Annotated in this window: 24 protein-coding genes and 1 pseudogene; 13 read left to right on the top strand and 12 right to left on the bottom strand. The window is 68.3% G+C overall.

Features of this window, described 5'->3' with window-relative positions:
• Positions 1–240: pseudogene (locus LJE69_RS03320) on the bottom strand (IS1380 family transposase); the annotation flags it as partial.
• Positions 241–752: 512 nt separating this feature from the next.
• Here LJE69_RS03320 and LJE69_RS03315 point away from each other — a divergent pair.
• From LJE69_RS03315 to rfaE2, 3 genes are all read left to right on the top strand, one after another.
• On the top strand, positions 753–1,802 hold the full coding sequence (locus LJE69_RS03315) for a hypothetical protein (RefSeq protein WP_296921472.1): 1,050 nt from the start codon (positions 753–755) through the stop codon (positions 1,800–1,802).
• 179 nt (positions 1,803–1,981) lie between these two features.
• On the top strand, positions 1,982–2,575 hold the full coding sequence (locus LJE69_RS03310) for an SIS domain-containing protein (protein ID WP_296921470.1): 594 nt from the start codon (positions 1,982–1,984) through the stop codon (positions 2,573–2,575).
• On the top strand, positions 2,575–4,053 hold the full coding sequence (rfaE2, locus tag LJE69_RS03305; RefSeq protein ID WP_296921469.1) for a D-glycero-beta-D-manno-heptose 1-phosphate adenylyltransferase: 1,479 nt from the start codon (positions 2,575–2,577) through the stop codon (positions 4,051–4,053). Before LJE69_RS03310 ends, rfaE2 begins: the two co-directional genes overlap by 1 nt.
• 476 nt (positions 4,054–4,529) lie before the next feature.
• Here the strand turns inward: rfaE2 and LJE69_RS03300 are convergent, their stop codons facing one another.
• The 10 genes from LJE69_RS03300 to LJE69_RS03255 form a co-directional block, all read right to left on the bottom strand.
• Entirely contained in the window at positions 4,530–4,967 is a 438-nt protein-coding gene (locus LJE69_RS03300; protein ID WP_296921467.1) for a DUF29 domain-containing protein, read from the bottom strand.
• Positions 4,968–5,078: 111 nt separating this feature from the next.
• A complete protein-coding gene (locus tag LJE69_RS03295; protein WP_296921465.1) occupies positions 5,079–5,351 on the bottom strand; it encodes a YkgJ family cysteine cluster protein in 273 nt (90 codons plus the stop codon).
• Positions 5,352–5,380: 29 nt separating this feature from the next.
• Complete coding sequence (locus tag LJE69_RS03290) at positions 5,381–6,760, bottom strand: V-type ATP synthase subunit B (protein WP_296921464.1); 1,380 nt, start codon at positions 6,758–6,760, stop codon at positions 5,381–5,383.
• A gap of 314 nt (positions 6,761–7,074) precedes the next feature.
• Positions 7,075–8,868, bottom strand: coding sequence for a V-type ATP synthase subunit A (locus LJE69_RS03285; RefSeq protein WP_296921462.1), 1,794 nt, complete (start codon positions 8,866–8,868; stop codon positions 7,075–7,077).
• A gap of 163 nt (positions 8,869–9,031) precedes the next feature.
• Positions 9,032–9,676 carry a V-type ATP synthase subunit E gene (locus tag LJE69_RS03280; protein ID WP_296921460.1) on the bottom strand — a complete coding sequence of 215 codons (645 nt, stop codon included), beginning with the start codon at positions 9,674–9,676 and terminating at the stop codon, positions 9,032–9,034.
• A gap of 190 nt (positions 9,677–9,866) precedes the next feature.
• Complete coding sequence (locus tag LJE69_RS03275; RefSeq protein ID WP_296921458.1) at positions 9,867–10,220, bottom strand: V-type ATP synthase subunit F; 354 nt, start codon at positions 10,218–10,220, stop codon at positions 9,867–9,869.
• 7 nt (positions 10,221–10,227) lie between these two features.
• Positions 10,228–10,674: an ATP synthase subunit C gene (locus LJE69_RS03270; protein ID WP_296921456.1), complete on the bottom strand. Its 447-nt coding sequence runs from the start codon at positions 10,672–10,674 to the stop codon at positions 10,228–10,230.
• Between the two features lie 49 nt (positions 10,675–10,723).
• Positions 10,724–12,625 (bottom strand): V-type ATPase 116kDa subunit family protein, encoded by a 1,902-nt coding sequence (locus LJE69_RS03265; RefSeq protein WP_296921455.1) that lies wholly within the window; start codon positions 12,623–12,625, stop codon positions 10,724–10,726.
• Between the two features lie 118 nt (positions 12,626–12,743).
• Positions 12,744–13,802 carry a V-type ATPase subunit gene (locus tag LJE69_RS03260; protein WP_296921453.1) on the bottom strand — a complete coding sequence of 353 codons (1,059 nt, stop codon included), beginning with the start codon at positions 13,800–13,802 and terminating at the stop codon, positions 12,744–12,746.
• 68 nt (positions 13,803–13,870) lie between these two features.
• Positions 13,871–14,188, bottom strand: a complete 318-nt coding sequence (locus tag LJE69_RS03255) for an ATPase (protein WP_296921451.1) — start codon at positions 14,186–14,188, stop codon at positions 13,871–13,873.
• A gap of 871 nt (positions 14,189–15,059) precedes the next feature.
• Between LJE69_RS03255 and LJE69_RS03250 the strand changes: the two genes are divergently transcribed.
• The 10 genes from LJE69_RS03250 (at position 15,060) to LJE69_RS03205 (ending at position 23,629) form a co-directional block, all read left to right on the top strand.
• Complete coding sequence (locus tag LJE69_RS03250) at positions 15,060–15,872, top strand: serine protease (RefSeq protein WP_296921449.1); 813 nt, start codon at positions 15,060–15,062, stop codon at positions 15,870–15,872.
• Between the two features lie 101 nt (positions 15,873–15,973).
• Positions 15,974–16,339, top strand: coding sequence for a hypothetical protein (locus tag LJE69_RS03245; protein WP_296921447.1), 366 nt, complete (start codon positions 15,974–15,976; stop codon positions 16,337–16,339).
• Positions 16,336–17,136: a hypothetical protein gene (locus LJE69_RS03240; RefSeq protein ID WP_296921445.1), complete on the top strand. Its 801-nt coding sequence runs from the start codon at positions 16,336–16,338 to the stop codon at positions 17,134–17,136. Before LJE69_RS03245 ends, LJE69_RS03240 begins: the two co-directional genes overlap by 4 nt.
• The gene (locus LJE69_RS03235; protein WP_296921444.1) at positions 17,136–18,980 is read left to right on the top strand and encodes a V-type ATPase 116kDa subunit family protein; all 1,845 of its coding nucleotides are present in this window, start codon (positions 17,136–17,138) and stop codon (positions 18,978–18,980) included. Before LJE69_RS03240 ends, LJE69_RS03235 begins: the two co-directional genes overlap by 1 nt.
• Positions 18,977–19,333 (top strand): ATP synthase subunit C, encoded by a 357-nt coding sequence (locus LJE69_RS03230; protein ID WP_296921442.1) that lies wholly within the window; start codon positions 18,977–18,979, stop codon positions 19,331–19,333. The genes LJE69_RS03235 and LJE69_RS03230 overlap by 4 nt, the downstream gene beginning before the upstream one ends.
• A gap of 18 nt (positions 19,334–19,351) precedes the next feature.
• Positions 19,352–19,669 carry a V-type ATP synthase subunit F gene (locus LJE69_RS03225; protein WP_296921440.1) on the top strand — a complete coding sequence of 106 codons (318 nt, stop codon included), beginning with the start codon at positions 19,352–19,354 and terminating at the stop codon, positions 19,667–19,669.
• Entirely contained in the window at positions 19,666–20,313 is a 648-nt protein-coding gene (locus LJE69_RS03220; protein ID WP_296921438.1) for a hypothetical protein, read from the top strand. The genes LJE69_RS03225 and LJE69_RS03220 overlap by 4 nt, the downstream gene beginning before the upstream one ends.
• On the top strand, positions 20,310–22,121 hold the full coding sequence (locus LJE69_RS03215; protein ID WP_296921437.1) for a V-type ATP synthase subunit A: 1,812 nt from the start codon (positions 20,310–20,312) through the stop codon (positions 22,119–22,121). The genes LJE69_RS03220 and LJE69_RS03215 overlap by 4 nt, the downstream gene beginning before the upstream one ends.
• Positions 22,122–22,415: 294 nt before the next feature.
• Complete coding sequence (locus LJE69_RS03210) at positions 22,416–22,880, top strand: antitoxin Xre/MbcA/ParS toxin-binding domain-containing protein (RefSeq protein WP_296921435.1); 465 nt, start codon at positions 22,416–22,418, stop codon at positions 22,878–22,880.
• A 272-nt stretch (positions 22,881–23,152) separates the two neighbouring features.
• On the top strand, positions 23,153–23,629 hold the full coding sequence (locus tag LJE69_RS03205) for an RES domain-containing protein (RefSeq protein WP_296921433.1): 477 nt from the start codon (positions 23,153–23,155) through the stop codon (positions 23,627–23,629).
• A 416-nt stretch (positions 23,630–24,045) separates the two neighbouring features.
• Here the strand turns inward: LJE69_RS03205 and LJE69_RS03200 are convergent, their stop codons facing one another.
• Entirely contained in the window at positions 24,046–24,531 is a 486-nt protein-coding gene (locus tag LJE69_RS03200) for a hypothetical protein (RefSeq protein WP_296921432.1), read from the bottom strand.
• Positions 24,532–24,658: the final 127 nt, after the last annotated feature.

The raw sequence follows: 24,658 nt of genomic DNA, 5'->3' as shown, positions 1-24,658 counted from the left end.
ATGGAAGAACGCGTCCTCGCGAAAGGCCGTGATCGCCTCGAAATCATTCTTGCCCAAACACAACAACGCGACGTAGCACGCGAGCATATCGCGATGCGGCATCGCGTCGCTGCGCAACGGCGCCACTGCCGTCGCATCCTGAGCAAGATCGGTATAGCGCTCCAGCGCCTGGCCAATGAGTCCGAGTCCGGCCTGCGAGGTGAAATCCGCCTCGGATTCCGCAATGATGAAACGGCGCAACGGGCCACCTGTCGGGTGATGAGGACAGGAGCCGGATTTTACCGCTACCCCCTTGTTTCCGCTAGACTTTGCCAGCCCCGCGGGCGCCTTAGGTCACGGATTCAGGTAGATGGTTTCATTAAGGGACAAGTGAGATTGCTACCGAGTGGCTTAGTAACATGGTGATGGAATGGGTGATCCGACACTTTGCGTGCATGTCGGAGCGGCAAAGACTGGACGTACGTCGATACAGAAGACTGTGAAGATGTCAGGGAGTTGCGGGGCAGAGCTAGGTGCTTCATCTCGGTTTGATGTGTGAGCACTTGCCAGTGTAGCGATTTGCTTGGCGTATCGCGTCTGGGTCGCCCCACTTCAGATAGACTGGGGCGGAGCGTGCGGTGCAAATGATGGAGGTGCGGAGAAGAACGTTGGCGGCGGTGTGGGATTCCTCGCGCCCCTGTGTCAGGCGCGCGGCGAATAACCCGCTTTTGAGCTAGGTACAAGAGAACGATCAAGATGGAGATTTATTAACAATGAAATGCTTTCTGCATATTGGCACAGAAAAAACCGCGACAACAACGATACAGAAGTTCTTTGATACAAATAGAGGCAATATCTTAAAGAAAGGCTTCATTTATACCAAATCGGCAGGATGCACTAATAACAGAGCTTTGGCTGTGGCAGCATATAATTCAAATAGGCGCGATGATTTTACAAGAGATTACGGGATTTATTCTGACAACGATTTGCGGACATTTCAGCAGAGGACCATAGAAAGTTTAGAAGAGGAGGTGGAGGCGGTCAAGAGTGATGACGCCATAATAATATTTTCTTCTGAGCACTTTCAGTCCCGATTGACTCGCTTAGAAGAAATAGAAAGGCTTAGAGAGATTATATGCAGTTTGGGGATTACTGATATTGCGGTTATCGTGTATTTAAGGCGGCCCGCCGATATTGCGAACTCGATGTACTCAACAGTGGTTAAGGCTGGCTCGTGCATGGAGGCGCCTTTGTCGCCAAAGAATGATCACTGGAATAACGTGTGCAACCATAAAAATACTATCGAGAAGTTTAGTGCGGCTTTCGGAGACGATGCAATAATTCCTAGAATTTTTGAGAAAAGCGAATTCGTTAATGGCTCAATTGTAGAAGATATAGTACATTTGATTGGTATCCCGGATGACCAATCATACAAGATTCCTGATAATGCAAATGAAAGTCTTACCGTTTTGGGTATTAAGCTGTTGCGGCATCTTAACAAGTCGATTCCGAGATACATTGATGATAAGCCTAATCCACTTAGGGCTAATCTGGCTCTTTATATCGAAAGGCACTTCTCTTCGGGAGACAAATATATTATGCCAGGGTATTTGTATGAGGAGTATGAGCGAGAGTTCAAAGACTCAAATAACTGGGTGAAGGAGAAATATTTTCCGGAAAGGAAAAATTTATTCTCAACGAAAATACCAGATGAAGCTAACGTCAATGTTTCGTCGGATGCGGAGACGGAGGTAATTGCAGATTTTATTGCGAATATGTGGAATGACAAGCAAGGCAGAATACTGGAGCTAAGGAGGCGTTGACTAATGCGGAAGTGTCCGGCTCGTGTCCCCCCTGTGTCAGGCTAGTTGTCGCCTCCACCTTGTAGGTCTGTAACCGCAGCAGGGGGCGGTGGAACATAGATTGCCAGCGCCGCTGCGGCCTCGGCATACTGCCTGCTTTTGCGAGCGGCCCGACCTGACGCGCCGGTGCCGGAGCCTCCATGCAAGACCACATTGACGCCACGATCGCCGCGCACGTCCGGGTACTCCAGGAGACCGCCACCTTAGGGCAGGACATCGCCTGTTTCGCTGAGCGCGTCGCGGACTGCATCGGCGGCGGCGGGCGTGTCTTCTGGATGGGCAACGGCGGCAGCGCTGCGGACTGTCAGCACTTGGCTGCCGAGTTGGTGGGCCGCTTCGAGCGCGAGCGCCGGGGCCTCCCGTCCATCGCGCTCACCACCGACAGTTCCATCCTGACCTCTGTCGCCAACGACTACGGGTTCGAGTCGGTGTTTGCACGCCAGGTGGAGGCGCTCTGCTGCGACGGGGACCTGCTGGTGGGACTCTCCACGTCGGGCAACAGCGCCAACGTGCTGCGCGCCATGGAGCGCGTGGCTGGCCGTGCCGTCTACCGCGTGGGCCTCACTGGCGCCGGCGGCGGGCGTCTCGCCGAGATCTGCGACTTATGCCTCAGGGTGCCGTCCAACGTGACCGCCCGTATCCAGGAGGCGCACATCGTCATCGGCCACATTGTCTGCGACTTGGTGGAGCGCCGCGTGACGGGCCAGGGCGACGAAGCACCGGGTCGGTCCTGATGTTCCTCGAGGCAGAGCGGGTGGTGGAGGCCGTCGCCGGGCGCTCCGGCGGGTGCCGGGTGCTGGTGGTGGGCGACCTGATGCTGGACCGTTACCTCACTGGAGACGTCGGTCGCATCTCACCCGAGGCGCCGGTGCCGGTGCTGAAGCTGGCCGGCGAGCGGCTGGTGGCCGGCGGTGCGGCCAACGTGGCGCGCAACCTGGTGGGCCTCGGGCTCGCCGTGACCCTCGCCGGCGTTCGCGGCGACGATGCCGATGGCGCCGCGCTCGCCGGTCTGCTCGATGAGGCCGGTATTGGGCACGATGCGGTGCTGGCCTCCGCGGACCGCCCCACCACCAGCAAGACCCGCGTCGTCGGCAACTGTCAGCAGATGCTGCGCATCGATGCCGAGGACACCACACCCTTGTCGGCTCGGTTGCAGACCGCGCTGGAGCGGTCGGTGGTGGCGCGGCTGGCGGGTGTGGACGTGCTGCTGTTGTCGGATTACGCGAAGGGCGTGCTGACCGGCGACCTGTGCGGACGGCTGATCGCGGCCGGGGCGGCGCATGGGGTGCCGGTGCTGGTGGACCCCAAGGGTCGGGATTTCACCCGCTATAGCGGCGCGACCGTGCTGACCCCGAACCGTGCCGAGTTGGCGCTGGCCGCCGGCGTGGACGCTGCCGATCTGGACGGACTCCTGCACGGAGCCGTGCGACTGCGCGCGGAGCTCGGCCTGGCGGAGCTGGTGCTGACGCTGGGCGAGCTGGGCATGGCGCTCGTTACTGCGTGTGGCACCACCCGCGTGCCGGCCGTGGCGCGGGAGGTGTTCGACGTGTCCGGCGCCGGAGACACGGTCATCGCCACCATTGCCGCCGGGCATGCGGCCGGACTCGACCCGGTGGACCGTGCGCATCTCGCCAATCTCGCCGCCGGCGTCGTGGTGGCGCACCGTGGCACCGCGGCCATCACCGCCGAGGAGTTGGCCGGTGCCATCGCCGGCGAGGCGGCGCTGGAGCAGGCAGCCAAGGTCCGGAGCCTCGCGGCCATGCGCGCCCAGGTGGGGCAGTGGCGCGCCGGCGGGGAACGGATCGTCTTCACCAACGGTTGTTTCGACCTGCTGCACGTCGGCCATGTGACCTACCTGGAGCGGGCGCGCCGGCACGGTCAGCGGCTGATCGTCGGTCTCAATTCGGACCGCTCGGTGCGGGCGCTGAAGGGGCCCGAGCGCCCCCTCATCGGCGAGCAGGACCGCGCCCGGGTACTGGCGGCGCTGGCCGCCGTGGACGGCGTGGTGCTGTTCGATGAGGACACGCCCATCGAGTTGATCCGCACGCTGCGCCCGGACGTGCTCGCCAAGGGCGCCGACTACCGGGAGGAGGACGTGGTCGGCGCCGCCGAGGTCAAAGGCTGGGGCGGGCAGGTGGTGCTGGTGCCGCTGGTGGCGCAGCAGAGCACCACGGGGATCATCGCGCGGATGCGCTCGGAGGATGGGGGCTGAGGTCAGTCCCTTACTCCGAGAACCTTCAACTTCGGCGGTGCCAAATGCCTGCCTACGCGCGGGCGTGGGAGCGCCACTGCCTTTCGTGGCGCGATGGCGGCTGGGAGAGGTTGCCTGCCCGCTTGGCGGTTACTCGGGGCGTGGTTATTGCCTTGGCGCTGGTCGCGGCACCGAGAGTGCCGCTCCCACAGGAGGTGCTGCCAAAAGAGGTGCTCCCACGACGGCTGCTCTGCGCGCGCCGGTGTGGGAGCGCCACTGCCTTTTGTGGCGCGATGGCGGCTGGGAGAGGTTGCCTGCCCGCTTGGCGGTTACTCGGGGCGTGGTTATTGCCTTGGCGCTGATCGCGGCACCGAGAGTGCCGCTCCCACAAGCACTGCTCCCACAAGGGCCGCTACGCGTGAGGTGTCGTTACTGACCGATTTGGAGCGAACATTTGCCGCGTCCGCACGCGGCGGCATTCAGCGTTGAGCCGCCACTCAGGGGCGGCCGGGCCAATAGTCGATGTCCAGCAGCTGGTCGATGCTGTAGGGGCAGGCCTGTGGGAAAGTCGCCTCGGGGAGGTCGGTTTCGTTGGCGGCGTTGAACACGGCATCTACGTGTATATGCGCGACGAAATCGGGCAGGCGTCGGCGAAGACTTGGACTCTCCTGAAGCCGCTGTGCGATGGACCGACGCGCGTTGTAGATGGAGCCGCGCCAACTGCTGCTCCGGTGGTCTGCTTGGTGCTCCCATTTCAGCAGGCGTGTGATCAGCACCCGCAGGTGGCTGCGCACGGCCCCACCTTCGCTGCGTCCCATGTCTTCCAATTCCTCGGCGATGTTCGCCACGTCCAATTCGTCGAAACGTCCGGCACGCAGCAGGGCGGCGTTTTCGAACAGCCAGCGCGCGTAATCGGTTTCGTAGAGGGCTGCCACCCGCGTGCGCACGTCAGGTGGGGGGGGCTTTGGGTACAGCGGTCATGGTGGCACCTCGTCGATCATCGGCGGCGGTGTCTGCCGAGGAGGTTGCCCTGATTATGTCACTGCTCAGCCGGACTCGGCAGCAAACCGGGCCCGCTCCGCCAGGCAATCCGGCCCGCCCGTTTGCAGCTCGCGGCAGGGAAGGGGACGGCGCGCGTAGATGCCGCAGTTCATCTCTGCGCGATTCAGCGCGGCGCACCAGCCGTCGTCGAGACGGCGCATGCGCAGATAGCCGGCGCCGTCGTACTCGGTGAGGTGCTCGGGGATGTCGTGGTCGCCGATGCAGGGGACCTCGAGGCGGCAGCAGACGGCGGCGCAGTTGGCGCAGGTAATGGCCATGCCGGATGGCTCGGGTCGCGCGTCGGACCCTACTCGGACTCCCGATAGTATTTCGCCAGCTCTGTCTCGGACACGCGCGTCAGCATGTCGCGCGGGAAGGTGCTCATCAGCTCCCAGGCGAGGTTGAGCGTCGCCTCGATGCTGCGGTCCTCGTCCTCGCCCTGGCCGACGAAGCGCTTGTCGAAGGCGTCGGCGAACCGGAGATAGCGGCGGTCGCGCTCGGAGAGCTCGTCGGCGCCGATGATGCTGGCGAGGTTGCGGGTCTCGAGCGCCCGGGCGTAAAGGGCGTAGAGCTGGGCGGCGACGCGCGGATGGTCCTCGCGGGTGTCGTCCTTGCCGATGCCGTCCTTCATCAATCGGGACAGGCTGGGCGAGATGTGCACGGGCGGGTAGACGCCCTGGTTGTGCAACTCGCGGGAAAGCACGATCTGGCCCTCGGTGATGTAGCCGGTGAGGTCCGGGATCGGGTGGGTGATGTCGTCGGACGGCATGGACACCACCGGCATCATGGTGATGGAGCCGTGGCGCTCGTGGATGCGCCCGCAGCGCTCGTAGATCTCGGCGAGGTCCGAGTACAGGTAGCCCGGGTAGCCCTTGCGCGCCGGCACGTCGCCCTTGGCGGTGGCCACCTCACGCAGGGCCTCGGCGTAGTAGGTCATGTCGGTCATGACCACCAGCACGTGGCGGTCCAGGTCGTAGGCCAGGTACTCGGCTGCGGTGAGCGCCGTGCGCGGCAGGGTGAGCCGCTCCACCGGTGGGTCGTCGGCGAGATTGATGAACATCACCACGTTGCGCAGCACGCCGGAGTTGGCGAACTCATCGCGGAAGAACTTGGCGTCGGCGTACGAAACACCCATGGCCGCGAAGACGATGGAGAAGCTGGTGTCTTCGTCCTTGAGCCTGGCCTGGCGCACGATCTGCGCCGCGAGTCGGTTGTGCGGCAGGCCGGAGCCGGAGAAGATCGGCAGCTTCTGCCCGCGCACCAGGCTGTTCAGGCCGTCGATGGTGGAGACCCCGGTCTGGATGAACTCGCGCGGGTAGGTGCGCGCGGCGGGGTTGATGGCCGAGCCGCCCACCGGCCGGCGGATGTTGGACAGCACCGGCGGGCGGTCGTCGCGCGGCTCGCCGAGACCATTGAACTCCCGGCCAAGGATCTCGGGCGACAGCGCGATCTCGACGGGCTCGTCCAGGAAGCGCACCCAGATGTCCTCCAGGTCCAGATCCTCGGTGCCCTCGAACACCAGGATCAGCACCTCGTCGTCGGCCGCGCGAATCACCTGCCCGTCGCGCGTCTCACCGGCGCCGTCGGTGATGCGCACGCGGTCGCCGAAGGCGACGCCGGGCGTGTGCCGGACGGTGATGAGGCCGCCGCGGGCCTCGCTGGCGGTGCGGTATTCTTTGATGCTCATTCGTTTACTTACCGGCTTGGCTGGCTGTCGCGCTCAGGCGTGCTGTTCGGGCGTCGATTGGAGAGTGCGTAGTGCGAAGTGCGTTTGCGCCAACCTGGCCGGGGTCGTCCATGTATCGCACGACAACGTCCGGCAGACGAAACCTGGACCAAGGTGAATCCCGTCGCGCCGGACTTCGCACCGTGCACCCCGCACTTACTCACTACGATCCGCCCGATAATTGCTCCGCAGTCCCGTAGGATGGGCAAAGCGCAGCGTGCCCATCACTTTCGGTCGGTGGGCACGCTGCGCTTTGCCCACCCTGCGCCGTCCGATTACTCGGTGCTTTGCTTCGCGTACTCGAGTCGAATCGCCTCGAACGCCTGATCCACTTCTTCCGCGAACGCGCGGATGCTGTCCACCTGGTCGCTGTTGTACATGGACTTGCAGCGCCGCGCCTTGGCGAGCTGGGGCAGCTCGGAGAGCTCCGCCACCGGCACGCCGAGCTCGATGAGCGCCATGCCCTTGTCGTAGATGGACAGCGCCAGGTCCAGCAGTGCGAATTGCTTGGCCGGCGAGCAGAAGGTATCCACGTCGTCCAGCGCGCTTTGCTGCAGCACGCCCTCCTTGATCAGCGCGGCGCCTTCCAACTGCCAGCGCTGGGCGTCGGACAGGGCCTCGGGGCCCACCAGGTTGACGATGCGCGAGAGCTCGGCGTCACGCGACAGCAGTGCCAGGGCCTCGGTGCGGCGCTGCTCCCAGTGGCGGTCGACCTCTTCGTGCCACCACTCGGCGGCGGTGTGCACGTGGGCCGAGAAGCTCGTTACCCAGTCGATGCTGGGGTAGTGGCGGGCGTCGGCGAGCTCCTTGGACAGCGCCCAGAAGGTCTCGATGATGTCCTTGGTGTGGCTGGTCACGGGCTCGGAGAAGTCGCCGCCCGGCGGCGACACGGCGCCGATCAGGGTCACGGAGCCGGCGCCCGAGGCAAAGGTCTCGACGCGACCCGCACGCTCGTAGACGGCGGCCAGGCGTGAGGCGAGATACGCCGGATAGCCTTCCTCCACCGGCATCTGGCCGAGGCGGCCGGAGACCTCGCGCAGCGCCTCGGCCCAGCGCGATGTGGAGTCCGCCAGCATGACGACGTCGTAGCCCATGTCCCGGTAGTACTCGGCCATGGTGAGGCCGATATAGATGGACGCCTCGCGGGCCACCACCGGCATGTTGGAGGTGTTGGCCACCAGCAGCGTGCGCTCCATCAGCTTGCGGCCGGAGTACGGGTCTTCGAGCTTCGGAAAGCTCTCCAGCACGTCCACGAGCTCGTTGCCGCGCTCGCCGCAGCCCACGTAGATGACGATGTCCGCGTTGGACCAGCGCGCGATCTGCTGCTGCACCACGGTCTTGCCGGCACCGAAGGGTCCGGGCACCGCGCCTTTGCCGCCCTTGAGCTGCGGGAAGAAGGTGTCGATGACCCGCTGACCGGTGATCAGCGGCGAGACGCCGTCATCGCGCTTCGCGTAAGGCCGGGGTCGGCGCACCGGCCAGCGATGATAGAGGCTCAGCTTGTGGCTGTGTCCCTTGGCATCACGCACGTGCGCGATGGTGGATTCGATGTCGTACTCGCCGGCGGGCGCCACCTCTTCGAGCTCGCCTCTGATGCCCGGCGGCACCAGGATCTTGTGCAGCACCGTCGCCGTTTCCTGCACCGTGCCGAGCACGGCGCCGGGGCCGATCTGTTGGCCCGGCTCCAACTCCCGATTCGGCTCGAACTCCCACTGTTTGGCGCGGTCCAGCGCCGGCACCGCGATGCCGCGGGTGATGTAGTCGCCGGATTGTGCCGCGATCTTCGACAGCGGCCGCTGTACGCCGTCGAAGATGCCGCCCATGAGCCCGGGGCCCAACTCCACGGATAGCGGCCAGCCCAGGCCCATGGCGGGTTCACCGGGGCGCACGCCATCGGTGGCCTCGTAGGTCTGCACCACGGCCTGTTGGCCCGACAGCGAGATCACCTCGCCCACCAGGCCGATCTCGCCGATGCGCACCTGCTCGCCACTGCGGATGCCCGGCAGGTCGATGGTGACGATGGGGCCGTTGATGTCGCGGATGGTGCCGATGCGTTGTTTGTCGCTCATGGTTCGGTTCTGCGCTTCTGGGGGCTACGGCTGACCAATAGGAATTCGGTGGAAAGGGAACACGGTGCGAATTGCGCAGTGCGGACCGGAGCGGCCCTCAACCCGGCAGCGTCCGCACCTCGCACTCCGCACGTCGCACCACGCACTTCGCACTCCGCACTTCTTAACCCCCAAACAACGCCCCGGTGTCGAACCCGGCGGGCAGCAACCGCTCCAGGATGCGCTGCTGGATGCGCGGCCGCAGCCGCGCCATGCGCCCCTCGAAGGTGTTGTCGACGCGAATGCGGCCGTCTTCGCTGGTGACCAGGACGCCGGCGACGGCGTCGATGTGCGCCTCGGCCAGATTTGCCAGCTTGCCCTCGGGCAGCGCGGCCGTGACCCGGGTCCAGTTCGACTCCAGCAGCCGATGGTCATGGGCGTTGGCGGCCACGATCATGGTGTCGCGCTCGATGGCCGCGGCGGCGGTGACGATGAAGCCGGTGAGGGTCTCCAGGTAGGCCGTCTTGTTCTCGATGTGGGCGCGCATGTTCTCGGACAGCCGGTGCTCGACGTCGCGCACCAGATTCCAGCGCACGCGGTCCAGGTGGCTCTGCAGCTTCAGCTCTTCCGCTTGCACCTGCTGGCGGTAGGTGCGCTCGCCGAGGGACTTGGCGATGGCCTCCTCGCGCTGCTCGCGCATGCGCAGCTTGTCCGCCGCGTCGCGCAGGATCTGGTCTCGGGTGCGGTTCGCACGCTCGCGGTACTCGTTGGCCAGGCGCTCGGCGCGGGCGAGGATGGCCTCTTCGAGCTCGTGTGCTTGGGTGACCATTGTAATGAGGGGCTAGGGGCTTGTAATGAGGGGCTAGGGGACCAGTCCGGCACGACACAGAGCTCGAGACCGTTTCCAATCGTTGTCGTTGTCGCATTCGTATCCGCCGCCGACGACCCGCGGCGACGCGCTTGAGCGCTGAAGTCGGGTTCATGACTTCTACGTGCGTGCACGGGGTTGCGCTCCGGGATCATTCCTGGGGGGCCAGGTTGCCGCTGCCGAACAGGGCCGCGAGTCGGTCCGCCACCTCGCTTTGCAGCTGCACCGGCCCCGCCAGGGGCGGCACCGCCACCACGACGATGCGCCCGCCCTCGCGTCGGACCCGGGCCAGGTTGGCGGCACCGGAGCGCATCACCCGTTCGTCCACGAGCACGAAGGCCCGGTCGCGGGACTTGAGCAGCTCGCGGAACACCTGATCCACGTCCTCCGCGCGCGGGTCGGCGTGCGTCTCGAAGCCGATGAGCCGCAAGCCGTCGGCAAGACTGTCCTCGCCGAGGAACAGCATCCGCGTCCGGCTCTGCTCCGGCGTGTCCACGTTTGCCATGACCTGATCACAGCCGATTCAGCAGCAGGATACTCATGACCAGGCCGTAGATGGCGATACCCTCCGCCAGGCCCAGGAAGATCAGGCTGCGGCCCAGCGCCTCCGGGCGCTCCATCACCGCGGCCAGGGAGGCGGCGCCGATGGGTCCCACGGCGATACCGGCGCCGATGGTGGAGAGGCCGGTGGGGATGCCCACGCCGAGGATGGCGAGACCCATGCCGGTGCTCATCTCGGTGACCTGCACCACCTCGCCGGCATCCTGCGCCAGCACGTCCTGGATGCCGAGCAGTAGCAGGCCGAGCTGCGCGGCCACGAACACGAGCAGTTGCGTGGCCAGCGCGGGCTTGCTCCAGCGCGGGATGCGCAGCGTCGCGGCCGGGCGCATCTCCAGGTAGAGGCCGGTGGCGAACAGGCCGACGATGGCAAAGGACATCAGGGCGACGAGCCAGTACATGCGTAGGGTCTCCTAGCTTTGAATAGGATGGTCGGCGAATGTTGGATGCTCAGGATGCCTCGGTGCCGCGCCGCAGCCTGAGTGGTGTGAACTCGTGCCCATCGCCCGAGAAGTAGCGCGAGAAGCCTTCGTAGTACTCCAGTCGCATCACCTGGATCATGACGATGCCACCTTCGAGCACCAGGATGAACAGGTTGCCGAGGATGAGCGTGATGACGGTGCCGACGGTGCCGAGCATGTCGGCCAGCGTGAAGATGGCGATGGCCAGCGCGGCATGGTTGAGGCTGAACGCGGACACGCGCAGGAACGATAGGGTGTTCGAGAGGTACACGATCACCGTGTCCAGGGTCTCGATGAACACGATCAGCGCCTTCTCGGCGATGGGGCCGGTGAGATGGCGCCACTGGTAGACGGCCAGCGCCGACAGCGCGCCGACCACCGCGAGCATTGGCACCCAGCCGAAGCGACCGGCCGTGGCCAGGCCGTAGCCGCCAACCAGGAAGCCGAGATAGAACAGGAGATTGACGGCCCCGTGCGGGGCGAAGATCGCACCTTCGATGTTGCCCGTGACGACGCGATTGTAGATGCCGAGCAGGCAGGCGACGATGATGAAGGCGATGCCCCAGCCGAGCGCCACCTTCAGCATCAGGATCGGGTCGTGCAGCGGCGACATCCACAGCGCCGGCAGCCAGTCCTCGACGCCGAACACGCTGCCGAAGACGAAGCCGAACAGCATGGACGACAGGCCGAGCGCGATGCCGAGCCAGGCGAAGCCCTTCAGCTTGCGGCGGAACAAAAAGGCCGTCAGCGCGATAACGGCGCCGTGGCCGACGTCGCCGAACATCATGCCGAACATGAGCAGGAAGGTGACCGCGAACAGGGGGGTCGGGTCGATCTCGCCGTACTGGGGGATGCCGTACTGCTTCACCAGCGTGGTGAAGGGCGCGAGCAGCGGGCTGCGCGCCGGCACGGTGGGCACCAGCGCGCGCTCGTCGGGGCGCGGGTTGCGCACGGTCATGTCGAAGGGCAGGGCCAGGCTCGCGCCGAGCCGGTCGTCCAGCTTGGCGACGGCGCGTGCGGGGACCCAGCCAGCGAGCATCGCCAGGTGGCCGGCGCTGTGGACGGCCGGACCCAGGTTCACGAAAGGCTCCGCCAACAGGAGCGTGCGGCGGGCGTCCACGAGGGTCTCGTGGTGCTCCCGCCCCCACTGCGTGAGCTCCGTGCGCAGGGTTTCGCGCTGCCCGGCCAGCTCCGCGCGGCGGGTTTGCAGTTCCTCACGCTTGCGGGCGGGGTCCATGCCGGCGATGTCGCTGGGGATGGGCAGGGCCTGGAAGCCGGCCGAGGTGAGCACCGAGCTCAGCTCTGCCTCGCCTTCGCCACGGGGGCCGACGATGATCACGTGCGCGCTGTCGCCGCGCTCGAGGTAGTTGAACAGCAGGTGGTCTGCGAGCTGCACGGCGCCCTGCAGGCGGCTCACGTTCTCCCGCGGCACCATGCCCACGTAGAAGTCCAGGAAGCGCGTCTTGCTGCGCAGCTTGCCGAGATCGATCTTCAGGTTGGCGAAGTTGGCCAGGGACGCTTCCTGATCGCGGATGAAGCGCTCCTCGTCGTCGAGGCGCCGGAACGACTCCTCGAACCGCGACGCCTCCTCCCAGCGCTCGCGCAGCAGGATGCCCACGGCCGCGAGCTCGTCCGGGTGCACCACGTGCAGCTGCGTGATGGGCGGCGTCGCCGGCACGTCCACCAGCTTGGCGATCTTGTCGAGACGCGTCGCGGCCTGGCGGTAGTGCTCGCGATACTCGCGTCCGGGCACGCCGGCGAGCGCCTGCGACTCCGGCGGGCGCTCGTCGGGGTGGAAGCTCTCGGTCTCGGCCAGGGTAAGCGACGCCTGCGGCAGGTCGTCGGTCATCACCAGCAACCGGACATGCTTCATCGGGAGGGGGCGCAGCATGGCTCAAGTCTCCGGCGGCGGCGCAGATGCAGCCTGGGGGTCGGCGGCAGCGACGGGCATGGCGTGCGTGGCTCGCATGGCGTGGCTCGGTTGCATTGGCAGTTGCGTCAGGCTGCAATCAAGCCGCCGTGGGCAAGTCCATCGGACAGTTCGGCGGTGCCAGGCCCAGGGCGATGTCCACCACCTCCTGCGGCAGTTTGAGCAGCCGGCCCTCGATCAAGGCATAGAGCTGGTGCGTGTCGTGCTCGCGCAGGAACAGGTAGGCCAGGGCGCGGGCAACGCCGGAGCGCCCGCCCGCGAGCGTGCGTCGGCACTCCTCGTGCAGCAGGCCGCCGAGGCGGCGCTGCACCTCGATCAGGCTGCCGGCGCCGGCGAGCCGCTCGTTGAGCGGCTCTGGCAAGGCCTCCAGGAGTTGCTCGAAGCCGTCGACGTTGGCGAGCTCCAGCAGCCGCTCGCGGTGCAACAACCGCTTGGAGGGCACCAGGTGGTAGAAGGCCTCGCTGGGCGAGAAGCCGAACGAGAAGCGAAACCGCAGCAACCACAGCAGGTTGATGCGGTCCAGCACGGCACCCAGCAGGTGCTGCACGGCCTGCGCATCGATGCCCTGAAGCTGATTCGCCTGGCGCACCAGCTCCGCGTAATAGCGCGAATCCACCGCCGCCTCCAGCACGAACGGATCGCGGCGCTGCTCGTAGGACTCCCGCGCCTGGCGGGCGATGAGCCGGAACGGCCCGCCCTCCAGCACCCGCAGCAGCTCCAGCACGTTCTCGGCGCGGTAGAGGTCCTGGTGCGGCAGGCGCACCCGCGCCGGCAGGTCGAAGAGGTTTTCCCGGATCTCGGTCTGGTCCAGCCCGTAGAGCTTGCCGCGGATCAGGGTCTTCAGGTTGATCAGCGCGTACTTGCGCGCCCAGGCCAGCAGCAGGCCGCGCCCGGTGGCGTCCAGCGGCCGCAGCAGTATCGCCAGGTCCGCCAGCAGCAGGTGCAGCAGCGTCTGCTCCACGGCGCGGGCCCTGCTGCGCGGGGGGAGCTGCTCGTCCAGCAACGGCTCCAGACCGAAGCGCTCGGCCAGCGCCGGCAGCTTGAGCTCCGCGAGACCGGTCAGCGCCGGCGTGTCCAGCAGCCGCACGGACATGGCCGAGATGCGGGTATTGAGGTAAGCCTCGGCGATGGCGCTCATGGGCGGGCGTCGCAGGGGCCAGGCGTGCCGGGGCGGGATGCGTCGGCGGAGATGTGGTGGGAAGACATTCAGCGCGCCGGGTCGATGAGCAGCTCGAACGCCGCCGCCTGCGCCTCGTGCTCACGCTGCTCGGCCATGTCGCGCAACTGCACGTGGCGCTCGTCGTAGCGGCGCTTCAGCTCGGCGATGGTTTGCTCGGCGCGCTCCTCGGCCTTGTCGATGAAGCCGCGGTGCATATCCGGAATCCGCGCCGTGAAGCGCTGGTCCTCGGCGCGCGCGTCCGCCATGGCGGACTGGATGATGCGCTCGCGCTCCTGCTCGGCGTCCTGCGCGATCTTCTCGGCGCGCATCTCGGCGTCCAGCAGGCGTTTCAGGGTTTCGTCCAACGGCGGCTCCCGGCGGCAGTGACACGCCGCGCAGATTAGCGAAAGCGCGGCGCGTCTGGCCAGTCTTGAATTCTTACGCTTGCGCCATATCAGCTCGCGCCGCTTCCGGGTGCGCCGGGGGCGCGCCTGGTTTGCTCAACGGAGCCGAATGTTTGCAGATGAGGCAACTTCGCCGTTGCAGTTCGCCTGCTCGTCGTTGCCATCGTCGTTGTCGTTGTCGTTGTCGTAATCGGATCGTCGGTACGACAAGGACAACGCTGAGCGCCGTCCAGCCTGCCAAGGCGACGATCACGACTCGTTGGTCCGAGGCCAAGCCTCCCACGTGTGCGCCGGCCTTATCCGGCTGCCGGGGTGGGTGACTTCAGTCGCCCGACGGCCGAGGGCGGGGCACTGAAGTCGGCGTATTCGGGGGAGGCGGCTGAAGTCGGCGTAGGCCGGGGATACGGGCTCGGGCATTTCTGTCTATCATTGGCCCCGGACCCGGTTGAGGCTCGACCGCAGCGTCGGCTTGCTGCCCGCGCGGCGGAGATCATGGGCAAGTCTTGGATGTGGGTCGGGTTAGCGCAGCGTAACCCGACGATGGGCGCCAGTAAGGGCACCAGTAAGGGGCGAGTAAGCCATTCATTGTCGGGTTACGCTATCGCTAACCCGACCTACGACGGTTGCTGCCCCCGCGGCTGCACCGGCTCGGCTGCATTGGCCGCTCCGACGCATCGTCTGGAGCCACCCTGCCGACTGCTCGGACTGTGGCGCAGTTCTGCGAGCCTTCCACGAGGGACCAGATACCCGCGATCGGGGCGCCGGCGGGGATGCGTCGGGCGCCCATGAGCACACGTACCGCAACCGGTGCGAGCCGCACCGAGGAGCCTAAATGCCGTATCCGATGCCACTGCGTGCGGACGCATCGCGTGCCGCCGACCTGGTGTCGGCGCTGGTCCGGTACCTCGTGCTGCTGCTAGCGGTTGCCGCCGGCCCGGTGTTGGCGGATCTGCCGGCCACCGCGGCGAAGATGAAGCAGAGCGTCGTCGCCGTCGGTACCTACATGGCGGTGCGCGCGACGCAGCAGCAACCGCGTGGCACGGGCTTCGTGGTGGCGCCGAGCTACGTGGTCACCAATGCCCACGTGGTGCCGCGCAACCTGGACGCCGGCCGTCGCGAGACCATCGCCATCTACCGGCCCGTCGCCGACCACCGTACGGCGATGCGCCCGGCCAAGCTGGTGGCCATCGACCGTGAGCACGATCTCGCCCTGCTGCGCTTCGAGGGCGCCGCGCTGCCGGCCGTGAGCCTGGGGCGCACCACCGACATCCAAGAGGGTCAGTGGGCCGCCTTCACCGGCTATCCGCTGGTGAACGCGCTGTGGCTATTCCCGGCAACCCACCGTGCCACGGTCGCCGCCATCGCGCCCATCGCGGCGCCGGTGGGCTCCGGCAAGGAGCTGACCCCCGAGATGATCAAGCGGCTCTCGGCGCCGTTCAATATTCTCCAGCTGGATGCGACGGCCTATCCCGGCAGCAGCGGCAGCCCCCTCTACGACGTGGATACGGGGCGTGTGCTCGGCGTCATCAACAGCGTCTATGTCAAAAACACCCGGGAGTCCGCCATCAAAGACCCGAGCGGCATCACCTATGCCATCCCCGTGGACTACGTGCGCAATCTCATGAACAAGGCCGGCGTGCGCTGACACCGCGCCGACCGGCGCCGGGGCTCGCCCGGCGCCGTCCCACGCAAGGGCTCGCTCGAATTCACAAGCGCGGACGCAGGACAGAAGGGACCACGGCAGCAATGCAAGATCGTCATAGCAGTGCCGAGGGCCGCGGCCTGGATGCGGCCTTCAACCGGGTGCTGGCGGCCGAGGCCGAGGCGCGCGACGCCATCGCGCGTTGCCGGGAGCAGGCCGCGGCGCGGGTGGCCGCCGCCGAGCGTGAGGCGCGCGCCATCGCGCAGCGCGCAGAGCGGCGTATCCAGGTGGCGCACCGCATCGCCGACCGCGGCATCGAGCGTGGCCTGGCCGAGCTCGCGGTGTCCGGCGACGAGGCCGCCGCCGGCCCGGCGCCAGACGCGGCGGCGCCGGACGCGGCGGCTCTGGATGCCCTGGCGGCGGCTCTGGCGGCCGAGCTCACGACGCCGTTCCCCGGGAGTGAGCCTTGAGCAGCGCCGCCCGCCATGCCTTTGCCTACGCCCAGGCGCGGGTGCAGGCCCGCTACGGCGCACTGCCGGCGGAGGCTGACTGGCGGCGCATCAGCGGCATCCGCGGTCTCGGTGCCTGGCTGGAGGAGGCGCGCGGCGGTCCGCACAGGGACTGGATCAAGGGCTTCTCGGCCGCCAGTGACGTGCACGACATCGAGGCCGGCGTGCGCGGGCTGCTGTTCGCCGAGATCGATGCCGTCGCCCGCTTTGTGCCCAAGCCCTGGCGCGACGCCGTCCGCTGGACCCGCTGGCTGCCGCTGCTCAGCCTGCTGGAGCATCTGCGCGCCGGCGCCGAGCTGCCCCGCTGGGCGCGGCGGGTGCCATGTATCGCCGCGCTGCTGGGCGACGACGGTGCGCTGCTGCCGCGGCGCCTCCAGCGGGCCGGCATCGCCCCGCTGCTGAATCACGACGCCGCGGAGCCGGTGTCCGCATGCTGGGTTGCCGGCTGGCGCGGGCGCTGGCCGCGCTCGGGCGTCGCGGTGCGCGCCGACCTGGAGCGGCTTGCCGCGAGCATCGGCGCACACCTCGACGCCTTCCGCCGCAGCGACCCGGCGCACGCCTGGACGCCGCGCCAGCAACTGCGCGAGCGGCTGCGGTTCGAGTTCCACGGGCTCGGCCTGTCGCCGGCGATGCCCTTCGTCTACCTCGCCCTGGTGGCGCTGGACCTGGAGCGGCTGCGCCGGGCGCTGCTGGACCGGGCGCTATTCCCGGAGTCGCCGCCTCCAGACGCGCCGAGCGCACGCGCGGAGGCGGCCTGATGCTGCGCCCGGTCGCCACGCGCTGGTTCGAGGTGCTCTGCCCGCGCAGCGAGTCCGTGCGCACGCTGGCGGAGCTGGCGCGCACCGGGGCGGTGGAGCTGGAGCTGCGCCGGCCGCCGAATGGGGATCTTAGGGCCGCCGACCGGCCGCTGGCGGCGATCGCCGCCGGCCTCGCCGAGTACCAGCGCCTGGCGCAGCGCTACCAGCGCTACTGGCAGCGCGGGCGGCTGCGCCGCGGCCCCCTGCTGGAGGCGCCGATGCGGGTCATGGAGCGCGCCCTGGCACGCATCGGCGCCTACCAGCGTGAGGCGGACCCGCTCATCGACCAGCTGCAAGCCTGCGAGGAAGAGCTCACGGGCCTCAAGTGGCTGGGGCAGATCATCGGCAAGCTGCGCGGCAGTCCCCTGGACTTCGCGCGGATCACGGATTCCGGGCCGATCCTCGCCACCTTCTGCGCCATCCTGCCTGCCGGCACGGTGCTGACCCTGCCGATGCCGATGCTTGCCCGGAGCGTGCCCTGGGACGAGGAGGACTGCTGGCTGATCCTCGGTCCCGCGGACGGCATCGAGGCCGCCAAGGCGCGCGTGAAGGCGCAGCAAGGGCGCATCGTCGTGCGCCCGCCCTGGCTCGAGGGCGATGCGGTCACGGCGCTGGCGCGCATCCGCGCCCGGCGCGGCTTCCTATCCCGGCGCCTGATCCACCTGTACGCGGAGCTGGACACGCTGTTCGACGAGTATTCCCTCGGCGACATCCTCGGCGAGGTGCTCTGGCTGGACTGGTTCAGCCGCCGGGTGGGCGCCCTGGAGCGCGAGGGCGAGCACCTGGCCTGGATCACGGGCTGGACCGACGACCTCGACGGCGAGCGCCTCACCGCCGCACTGGACCGCGCCGAGACGCGCGCGCTGCTGCGCTTCGCGCCGCCGCCGGCGGGCACGCAGCCACCGCGAGTGCTGAAGAACCCCGCTTGGCTCAGGCCCTTCGAGCTGTTCGCCCGGGCGCTCGGCGTGCCCGGCGCCGACGAGGCCGACCCGACGCCGCTGCTGGCCGTCGTGGTGCCACTCCTGTTTGGCTACATGTTCGGCGACCTCGGTCAGGGGCTGGTGCTGGTGGCGCTCGGGCTGTGGCTGAGGCGCCGCTTCGAGGCGGCGCGGTTGCTCGTGATCTGCGGTGCGTCGGCGATGCTGTTCGGGCTCCTGTTCGGCAGCCTGTTCGGCCTGGAGCACCTGATCCCGGCGCTCTGGCTGCATCCGCTGGAGGACCCGGTGCTGGTGCTCGCGGTGCCGCTCGTGTTCGCGGTGCTGCTGCTGTCGCTGGGGCAGCTCCTGGCGGGCTTCGGTGCCTTGGCGGCCGGGCGGCTGGACCATTGGCTCGCCGTGGATGCCGGGATGCTGGTGATGTATCTGGGCCTGGTGGGTCTGCTCGTGCTGCCGGGCGCCGGCCTCGGCTGGGTCGCGCTGCTGGGCGTTGGCTGGTATGTGCTCGGTTCCTACTGGGCCGCGCGCCGCCTGCTGGGCGCCCTGGCCGCCGTTGGGCACCTGGCCGAGAGCGGGCTCCAGCTCGCCACCAACACCCTGTCCTTCGCCCGCGTCGGCGCCTTCGCGCTGGCCCATGCGGCCCTGTCCGCCGCCGTCGTCACCATGGCCAGCGCCGCGCCCGGCTGGGCGGCGGTGCTGATCCTGATCGCCGGCAACCTGGTGATCATCCTGCTGGAGGGGCTGGTGGTGTCCATACAGACCACGCGGCTGGTGCTGTTCGAGTTCTTCAATCGCTTCCTCAGGGGCACCGGGCGGGTGTTCAGTCCGCTGCCGGCGCCGCCCGCCATCGTCACCGGAGGTCCGTCATGAGCAAGTCCGTCTTCATTGCAGCCTCGCTGCTGGTGTCCGCCGTGCTGGCGGCGGCGCTGGCGAGCCTGCTCATGTGGCAGCCCCAGGCGCTCGCGGAGGGGCCGGTGGTGGAGATCGCCGAGCGCATCATCGATCCGAGCGTGCAGCGGTGGGGCTTTCTCGCCGCCGCCCTGTCCACGGCCATCGGCGCCCTCGGCGCCGGCTACGCGGTGGGCACCGTGGGCGCCGCGTCCGTCGGCGCGCTGGCGGAGAAGCCGGAGCTGTTCGGCCGAGTGCTGATCCTGGTGGGGCTGGCGGAGGGCATTGCCATTTACGGCCTCATCGTCTCGGTGCTGATCCTGAACAAGCTCTGAGCCCGCCGGAGAACGGTCATGGCCGCGCGCTGCGTCTTCATCGGCGACGAGCTGAGTGCGGCGGGCTGGCGCCTGGCCGGTGCCGACTGCCGGACGCCGGCGCCGGCGGAGACGCCGGACCTGTTGCGGGCGCTCTTGCGGACAGCGCGCGATGAGGCGCCCGTGGGCCTGATCCTCATCACCGCCGAGTACGCAGCGGCGCTGCCGCAGGCGCTGCTGGAGGAGGCGCTGGCGGCGCAGCGGCCGCCCTGCGTGGTGGTGGCGGACGCGCGCGGACGCGTGGCGCCGGCGGACCTCACGGCCGCGTTGAAACGACAGTTGGGGTTGGCGGAATGAACACCGAACAACGCGAGCGCGCCCTCCTTAAGCTGGTGCAGGACGAGCGCGACAAGGCCTGCCGCCGGCTGCTGGCGGAGGCCGCCGAGCGCGCCGCTGCCATCAAGCGCGACGCCTATCGGCGCGAGCGCGGGTTGCTGCACCAGCGCATCGAGGCCGAGCGCAGCCGCGCCCAAGGCCTGCTGCGCAAGGCCGGCGCCGAGCGCGCCACCGCCGAGCGCCGTCGCGGCGAGCTGGCGGACGCGCGGCTCCTTGCCGCCGTCTGGCCCAGGCTGCGGGCGCAACTGGCAGAACGCTGGGCGAGCGCCGACAGCCGCGTGCAATGGGTGAGCACCGCGCTGGCGCAGGCGCGCAAGCGGTTGCCCCAAATGGGCTGGACCATTCGCCACGCCCCCGGCTGGCCGGAGGCGGAGCGCGCCACGGCATTGGCCGAGCTGGCTCAGCATGGGATTCCGACCCCTTCGCTGCGCGCGGACGGCGAGCTCTCCGCCGGACTCCTCATCGCCGCCGGCGGCGGCGTGCTGGACATGAGCCTGGAGGGGCTGCTTCAGGACCGCGAGCAGGTGGAGGCGCGGCTGCTGGCACTCGCCAGGCGCGGGGCGCCGGATGCCGGCCCGATCGGTGCCGCGGAGGTTCCGGCATGAAGCCTCGCGCCACCACCACCTGGCTCAGCGGCCCGGTGCTGCGGGCGGCCACCGAGGGCAGCTTTCTAATGCGCGAGGCCGTTGTCGTCGGCGAGCAGCGCCTGCTCGGCGAGGTCATCCGGGTCGCTCGCGACGAGATCACCGTGCAGGTGTACGAGGACACCTCGGGCCTGCGGCCGGGCGACCCGGTGGTCGGCAGCGGCCGGCTGCTGTCCATCCGGCTCGGCCCCGGCATCCTCGGGCGCATCTTCGACGGCCTGCTGCGGCCCATCGGCGTGGCAGACGGTGATCTGGACGCCGCCTGGGTGCGGCCCGGCATGCGCGAGGCGCCCCTGGGGCGGTTCCTGTTCACGCCGAAGGTCTCCGTCGGCGAGCGCGTGGCGCCGGGCGGCATCGTCGGCGACGTCGCTCCCGCGGATGGCGCCCCGGACGACGATGCCGAAGGGGCCTCGGCCCGGCGCCTGCATCAGCGCTGCCTGGTGCCACCGGACGCCAAGGCCGGCGAGGTGGTCCAGCTCGCCGATGCCGGCGTCGTGGCAGAGGACGTGCCGGTCTGCACCCTGCGCACCGACGACGGCGGCGAATACGACATCGCGCTCTCCCACCGCTGGCCGGTGCGCCTGCCGCGGCCGGTGGCGAAGCGCCTGCCGGCCGACGAGCCCATGCTCACCGGCCAGCGCATCCTGGACTGCCTCTTCCCCATCGCCCGCGGCGGCACCGCGTCCATCCCCGGCGGCTTCGGCACCGGCAAGACCGTGCTGCTGGAGACCGTCGCCAAGTGGTGCGATGCCGACGTCATCGTCTACGTCGGCTGCGGCGAGCGCGGCAACGAGCTGGCCGGGCTGCTGGCGGAGTTCCTGGAGCTGACCGACCCGCGCACCGGCCGGCCACTGCTGGAGCGCACCGTGGTCATCGCCAACACCTCCAACATGCCGGTGGCGGCGCGGGAGGCGAGCATCTACACCGGCATCACCGTCGCCGAGTACTTTCGCGACCAGGGCCTCGACGTGGCGCTGATGGCGGACTCCACCAGCCGCTGGGCCGAGGCGCTGCGGGAGGTCTCGGGCCGGCTCGGCGAGCTGCCGGGGGAGGGCGGCTATCCGGCCTATCTGTCGAGCCGGCTCGCGGACTTCTACGAGCGCGCCGCGCGGGTACAGACCCTGGCGGGCGAGAAAGGCTCGGTGAGCATCATGGGCGCCGTGAGCCCGCCGTCCGGCGACTTCTCCGAGCCCGTCACCAACCACACCCGCCGCTACGTCGGCTGCCTCTGGGCGCTGGACGTGCGCCGGGCGCAGGCCCGGTTCTACCCGGCCATCCACCCGCTCACCTCCTACAGCGACAGCGCCCAGGGCCTCGCGCGCTGGTGGCACGCCGCGGGCTGCACCCGCTGGGAGACCCTGCGCCGGCGCTTCCTGACCCTGCTGGAAGACGAGGCGCGCCTGGAGCGCATGGCCCGCATCATCGGCCGCGACGCCATGCCGTCGCGACAGCGCCTGACCCTGCTCTGCGCCCAGCTCATCAACCAGGCCTTCCTGCGCCAGTCCGCCTTCTCCGACATCGACCGCTACGCCACGCCCCAGCGCCAGGCGGTGATGATGCGCCTCATCGGCGGCTTCATCGACGCCGGCGACAAGCTGCTGGGGCAGGGCATCCCGCCCGAGCGCCTCAACGACGCCCCCATCTTCCGCGCCCTGATGCGCATGGGCGAGGAGATCCCGGACGGCGAGTGGGAACGCTTTTCGCAATTGGACCGGGAGCTGGCGGCGACGGTACGGCGGTTGGAGGAAGAAGAAGTGCGTAGTGCGTAGTGCGTAGCGCACCGCTGCATGTGGGAGCGGCACTCCCGGTGCCGCGCCCGGCGTAGCGCAGCGGCACCTGTGGGAGCGGCACTCTCGGTGCCGCGACCTGCCGCGCGTGCAAAGTGCGATATGCCAGACCCGGCCCGCGGCCTGTTCGATGCGACAGCTCCGGTCGAGCGCAGCGAGATCCACCCGTCGGCAGCGACCAGACCGCCCCGGCGCGCGCCCGGGAGACCGCCTGGCATGACATTCATGCCAATTCGGACTAGACTCACTGCCAAGTGGCAGATCGGAGTCATCCGCATGAGCGTGGCAGAGCTGGCCCAACCCCATTACGACATCCCTCGCACCCCGCAGGACCTCCTCGGCGGCCTGTCCGTGCTCGCCCGCGTGCCGCGCTCCCCGCTCGACTGGGTGGCCGTGATCCGCCGCGGCCTGCCGGCGGCCAGCGTGGACGCCCTGGCCCGCGGCACGGGCCTCTCCCGCGCCGAGGTGGCCTTTGCCGTCGGCATCCCGGAGCGCACCCTCGCCCGGCGCAAGCAGGAGGGCCGGCTGCATGCCGAAGAGTCCTCACGCCTCGTGCGCCTGGCTCGCGTCATCGCCCGCGCCGAAGAGGTCTTCGAGGACCCGGCCGCGGCCATGGACTGGCTCAAGTCCGCCAACGCCGCCCTCGACGGCGCCACGCCCCTGAGCCTGCTCGACACCGACATCGGCGCCGAGAGCGTCATGGACACCTTAGGGCGCATCGAGCACGGCGTCTTCGCCTGATCGTCGGGCCTCCTAACGTCGGCCCGACCCACACGGCCACGCCCTCGACGGCCGCGAGCGCGAATACTCGCCCTGTCTCAGACCCTCATGTGTAGGTCGGGTTAGCGCAGCGTAACCCGACGACGGGCGTCCGTAACCCGTTGATTGTCGGGTTACGCTACCGCTAACCCGACCTACGATCCGCTCGTTTTCGGCATTGCGAGCAAATACCTTCACGGTCTCAAAGCGTGCCCATCCTTCAACCCCACAGCCGCGCCACAACCCAGGCCACCATGCCCCCCACCTGGCGCCTCACCACCGCCCGTTTCGCCGACACCGCCTTCAGCGGCGACGGTGCCCGCCGCTTCGGCGGCCGCTGGAACCCGAAGGGCACCGCCGTCGTCTACACCGCCTGCACCCTGTCGCTCGCCATGCTGGAGATGCTGGTGCAGGACCAACCCCTGCGCGCCCGCTACGTCGCCGTCCCCGCCGACATCCCCGACGACCTCGCCATCGAGCGCATCGACCCCGCCGACCTGCCCGCCGACTGGCGCGACCCCGCCGCCCGCGACACCCTGCGCCGCATCGGCGCGGAGTGGGTGAGGCGGCAGGACACCGCCATTCTCGCCGTTCCCAGCGCCGTCATCCCCATCGAGACCAACTACTTGCTGAACCCGGCGCACCCGGACTTCGGCCGCGTGGGCATCGGCGCGCCAGAACTGCTGGAGGCGGACCAGCGGCTCTTTCGCAAGGGCAACGGGACCGCTTGAGCCGTGGCAGCGCCGGCGCGGATGCAGCTCAGCGTAAGCAGTCAAACACTAAAGCAAGCGCTCGTGTCGTTCGCAATCTTCGCGGCGCGAGCAGGTTCCAGGCGGCGGAGCCGCCAAGCCCGCGTGTTGTCCGCTGCGCCGAGCAGCCGGATGTAGAGTCGGAAGCCGATGCTCACGTTTCTGCAAGGGTTCGAGCCGCGATCGGTTGCTAGTTCAACCGCGCGAACGCGAAAATATCGCGGCCGTTCTTGCGACAGCCGTCCAGGTGTCGCCCTGGAGGGCGACACTCCCAGGTGGCGTCTGGCCAGAGTGCGGCCGGAGTGTCGCCCTCCAGGGCGACACGGATGAGCAACGTCGACGGCGATGCCGTGGAAGTGCAGGACGCGAATGCGCCGCCGAGACTGAGCCGGTACGGCTCAGCCACCCCGCGTCGAGCCGCCCGCGTCCGGCCCGAGCATCGACATGTCCGGATGGTCGCGGGCGATGCGCTGCTCGATCTCCGAGACGCGGTCTTCGTCGACGCTTGCGGCGATCATCATCTCGCCATGACGCATGGCCGACTGCTGGGCGTTCATCGGCGATGCCTTGCGGCGCTCATGCAGCAGCGACCAGGTGCCGACGACGGCGGCGCCGATCAGGCCGAGCAGCAGCACCAGCCCCTCGCTCGGCCGCCTGAAGAATATCGCCGAGAGTGACGGCAAGGCCACGGCACCCACCAGGGCACCGGGCAGGATCGCCATGAAGGTGTTGCGCCAGCGCGTGGCCTCCACCGGCAGACCGCCGGGCAGATCTTTGCCATAGACGTGCAGTTGCCGGCGCTCGAATCCCTGTTCGAGGAGCTCGTCGATCAGGCGGCGGCCTTCGGTGGGCTCGTGGGCGTGGATATAGATGGTCGAGGTCATGTTTGCCTCCCGAGTTTAGGTGACGACCGGGTTTGCGACCGGATGTCGCGTGGTCGGGATGTTCAGGAGGATTGGAGCAAGCACTGTGCCGTCACCGGAGAAGGGGTGGGGCGGCGCGTGGTCCTGC

This window comes from Thiohalocapsa sp., from assembly GCF_022340605.1.
GTDB lineage: Bacteria > Pseudomonadota > Gammaproteobacteria > Chromatiales > Chromatiaceae > Thiohalocapsa.
The sequence above is the reverse complement of the archived record's forward strand: the minus strand, read 5'-3'. Positions and strand labels throughout refer to the sequence as shown.